Annotated in this window: 4 protein-coding genes; 3 read left to right on the top strand and 1 reads right to left on the bottom strand. The window is 58.9% G+C overall.

Annotated elements, in window-relative coordinates; all coding sequences use genetic code 11:
* Positions 1-45 precede the first annotated feature (45 nt).
* Positions 46-990 carry a hydroxypyruvate isomerase family protein gene (locus NZK35_RS12520; RefSeq protein ID WP_259632877.1) on the bottom strand — a complete coding sequence of 315 codons (945 nt, stop codon included), beginning with the start codon at positions 988-990 and terminating at the stop codon, positions 46-48.
* A gap of 146 nt (positions 991-1,136) precedes the next feature.
* Here NZK35_RS12520 and NZK35_RS12525 point away from each other — a divergent pair, with 146 nt between their 5' ends.
* From NZK35_RS12525 to NZK35_RS12535, 3 genes are all read left to right on the top strand, one after another.
* The gene (locus tag NZK35_RS12525; protein ID WP_259632878.1) at positions 1,137-2,333 is read left to right on the top strand and encodes an amino acid aminotransferase; all 1,197 of its coding nucleotides are present in this window, start codon (positions 1,137-1,139) and stop codon (positions 2,331-2,333) included.
* Positions 2,330-3,118, top strand: a complete 789-nt coding sequence (locus NZK35_RS12530; RefSeq protein WP_259632879.1) for a hydroxypyruvate isomerase family protein — start codon at positions 2,330-2,332, stop codon at positions 3,116-3,118. The genes NZK35_RS12525 and NZK35_RS12530 overlap by 4 nt, the downstream gene beginning before the upstream one ends.
* Positions 3,119-3,492: 374 nt before the next feature.
* Positions 3,493-3,789, top strand: coding sequence for a hypothetical protein (locus NZK35_RS12535; protein WP_259632880.1), 297 nt, complete (start codon positions 3,493-3,495; stop codon positions 3,787-3,789).
* The last annotated feature ends 108 nt before the right edge of the window (positions 3,790-3,897 follow it).

A 3,897-nucleotide genomic window follows, 5' to 3' on the forward strand; every position in this document is an offset into this window, starting at 1 on the left:
GCACACCAACACTGATGCCCTTACCACTTGGTTTTCCGGCCGACCTCAAGCACCGGCGTCGGCCATCCGATAGGCCTCGATCACTTTCTGTTCACCCTCGAGGCCCTTGACGCTGTTTCCGTGCTCCATCCCGATCACCCCGGTGTAGCCTTTGGATCGCAGGTGATCGAACACGCCGCGATAATTGATCTCGCCGGTGTAGGGTTCTTTTCGTCCGGGGTTGTCACCGGATTGAAAGTACGCGATCTCACTCCAGCTGGCATCGATGTTTTCGATCAAGTTGCCTTCGGTGATTTGCTGGTGATAGAGATCGAACAGGATCTTGCAGGACGGGCTGTTGACGGCGCGGCAGAGCGCGTACGCCTGGTCGCTTTGTTGCAGAAAGACGCCGCCGTGGTTGGCGTACCAGTTGAGCGGTTCGAGGACCATGACCAGGTCGTGTTTTTCGATCACGTCGACGCAACGGCGCAGCATGTCGATCGCGTTGGCGGTTTGATAACCGCTGGCCAGTCGACGTCCGCCGTAGCGATTCCATTGCGAATCGGGGTGCTGTTGATCGACGCTGCCGGGAACGACGGTGAACCAAGTCGCACCGACACGTTGGGCGATTTCGACGGCGTTTTTCATCGCCGTCATGATTTCGGCCGTGGAGGCGTCATCGGGCCGGGTGAAGGTCGGTTTGTCGAAGCTGGCGTAGGCGACGAAGACGCCCATTTGCATGCCAAGCTGGTCGAGCAGATTGCCGATCTTTTCCTGCATCTCCGGCGTTTCACCCGGCAAGCCGTTGTATTCGAAGGCGGTGAACCCCTGGTCGGCACTGAACCTGATTTGGTCCAAAACGTCTTTGCCGGCGGAGTGCTTGAACATCCCCGGATGGGGTGCATAGCCGAGCGAGAATTTTTGCGAGCCGTTTTGTGCCAGGGACACGTTCCCGGACACGGCGGCGGCGGCGATGGCAGCGGATTTGAGCAGGTTTCGACGCGACAACATGGTCAGCTCCATGGCGAGGAGGATGGGCCAAAAGGCCGGGCCCTGGGTCGGACAGGATAGCCGAATTGCCGCCGTTGCACTACGATTCGCGGGCATTGGCAACGTCCATTTCCACCCCAGGCCTAGCCCACGCGCGAGCCACCATCATGAGTCATCGTTTTTCCGTCATTCAGACCGCCCCCCCGGATGCGATTCTGGGACTCACCGAAGCTTTCAACGCGGACCCGAATCCCGGCAAGATGAACTTGTCCGTCGGGGTCTACAAGGACGAAAACGGGCAGACACCGATCTTGAAATCGGTCAAAGCGGCAGAGCAAAAGATCTTGGACAGCGAAGCAACCAAGGGCTATCTGTCGATCGATGGCTTGCCGGAGTACCGCGCCGATGTCCGCAATCTGGTCTTCGGGGAGACCCTGCCGGCCGATCGCGTGGCGGTGCTGCAGACACCCGGCGGCACCGGGGCGCTGCGAATCGCCGCGGATTTCATGCGGACACAATTGCCCGAGGCAAGGATCTGGATGCCCAATCCCACCTGGGCTAATCATCCGGCGATTTTCGCTGCGGCGGGATTGCCGTCGGAGACGTATCGCTACCTGGCTGATGATCGCACGTCGCTTGATTTGGACGGCATGCTCGCTGCGCTCGACGGCAACGCCAAACCGGGCGACGCGATCCTGCTGCACGGTTGTTGTCACAACCCGACCGGCATCGACCCGACAGCCGAGGATTGGAAACAGATCGCATCGGTAATCGCCGAAAAGAATCTGTTGCCGCTGATCGATTTTGCCTACCAGGGTTTCGGCGACGGGATCGAGCAAGACGCCGTCGGTTTGCGAACGGTCCTCGAGCACGTTGACGAAGCGATCGTGTGCACCTCGTTCTCCAAAAACTTTGGCTTGTACAGCGAGCGGGTCGGCGCCGTTTCGCTGGTCGCGGCTGATGCCCAGCAGTGCGCCGCGGCACTCAGTCAGCTGAAACGAGTGGTTCGCACCAATTACAGCAATCCGCCGCGACACGGCGGTGCGATCGTCGCCACGATTTTGGCCGACGAGCAGCTGACCGAACTGTGGAAGGAAGAACTGGAAACGATGCGTTTGCGGATCACCAAACTTCGAGAACAATTCGTCGAAACCATGAAGTCGACCGGCTCCGGCCACGACTTCTCCTTCTTGCTGCGTCAGAAAGGCATGTTCTCCTACAGCGGGCTCAGCCCCATGCAGGTCGACGAGCTGAAGAGCAAGCACGGCATCTACATCGTCGGCAGCGGTCGAATCAACGTTGCCGGCATGAGTGAAACCAAAATGAATTCCTTCTGCGAAGCGGTTGCTTCGGTCATGTCATGAGCAGTGAAGCCACACCCTCCACCCTGCGTCCCTCAGTTTGCATCGACGCCGTTTTTGAAGGCGTTGCGCCGCGTGAAGCGATCGCCCGCGTCAAAGCGTGTGGGATCGACGCCTTTGAATTCTGGGGTTGGTGGGACAAAGATCTCGCGGAGATCGAAGAGGCCGCGGCGGAGCACCAGATGCAAATCGCCGCCTGTTGCACCAAGTTCATCAGCTTGGTCGACCCGGCCAGTCGGGCTGCCTATCTGGACGGACTCGGCGAATCGATCGAAGCGGCCAAGCGGCTCGGATGCCAGACCTTGATTTCCCAGGTCGGTGACTTTCGGCCCGACGCCGGCAACGAAGCACAACACGATTCTCTGGTCGACGGGCTGCGCGAAGCGGCACCGATGTTGGAGCAATCCGGCGTCACGCTGGTCTTCGAACCGCTCAACGACCTGATCGACCACCTGGGTTATTATCTGGTGCGAAGCGAGCAAGCGTTTGCAATCGTCGACCAGGTCGCCAGCGAAAACGTCAAAGTCGTCTTCGACATTTATCACCAGCAGATCAGCGAAGGCAATGTGATCCGCAATGCGACCGCCAACATCGGCCGGATCGGCCATTTCCATGCCGCCGGGAATCCGGGCCGAAATGAGCTGACGCGGGGCGAACTGAATTATCGAGAGATCTTTCGCGCCATCGGTGAAACGGACTACGAGGGCTACGTCGGACTGGAATACTGGCCGGTCGGAGAGATCGAAGCCGGCTTGAAAGAAGCAACTGACCTGATTGCTGACCGCTGACCGCTGAAAAAACTTGGTTGATGAGGCCGCAAACTTCTCTAACAAGCTGAACGATTTTCAAACGCATTCTTGCCGACCACTCTGGCCGCTGGCAAATGCTGAGGACGGTTGTCGCGGGAGCGGTCAAAACTTGAGACGATCCGCGGACGAAAATGGGCCGACTGGCGCGCTCCGCCCCCCACGAGGAGTGGGTAAAGGAACATCAGGTTGCCGTAAACGTGCCCATTCCCGCGACCCCTGGGAATTTCGGACGACCCGATTCGCCGCAACTTCTCGGCCCACGGCGGGGGTTGCCCGCCGTGACGGAAACTCGACTCGCATATCGAGACAGGTTTTTCATCAGCTTCATTTCTCTCATATCGAGACGTTCATCGATGATTGCGACGCGGATGGACATCACCACCAACGCCAAGCTGAGCGCAAATATCGAAGCGATCAAGACCCAAATCATGGTGTCACCTTCGTCTAATTCATGGTTCGCGGACGCGGTTTGCAATCATTGCATTTTCCATGCCAAACAAGGCGCCGAATCGGGTGGACGGGAGCCGCTGCCCAATGCCATCTATTTTGACGCCAAGCGGGGGGGGGTTGTTAGCGGTAGGGCGCGAGCCCTCCGGTCTTTCACGGTGTTTTTGAAGCGCGACCGGACGGCTCGCGGGCTGTCGGTTTAAGCCCAATACCGCTAAGTTAACATGAATGAGGGGGCCCGGACGCTGGCGCGAACCGGCTGATGTCAAACGAATATCAGCCGTTTGGCGCGAGCCTACGGGCCCTCATCT

Source organism: Stieleria sedimenti (assembly GCF_025060895.1).
GTDB classification, from domain to species: domain Bacteria; phylum Planctomycetota; class Planctomycetia; order Pirellulales; family Pirellulaceae; genus Stieleria; species Stieleria sedimenti.

Coding starts and splice junctions, on each gene's coding strand:
- NZK35_RS12520 (WP_259632877.1), bottom strand. CDS start 990: ATGTTGTCGCGTCGAAACCTGCTCAAATCCGCTGCCATCGCCGCCGCC.
- NZK35_RS12525 (WP_259632878.1), top strand. CDS start 1,137: ATGAGTCATCGTTTTTCCGTCATTCAGACCGCCCCCCCGGATGCGATT.
- NZK35_RS12530 (WP_259632879.1), top strand. CDS start 2,330: ATGAGCAGTGAAGCCACACCCTCCACCCTGCGTCCCTCAGTTTGCATC.
- NZK35_RS12535 (WP_259632880.1), top strand. CDS start 3,493: ATGATTGCGACGCGGATGGACATCACCACCAACGCCAAGCTGAGCGCA.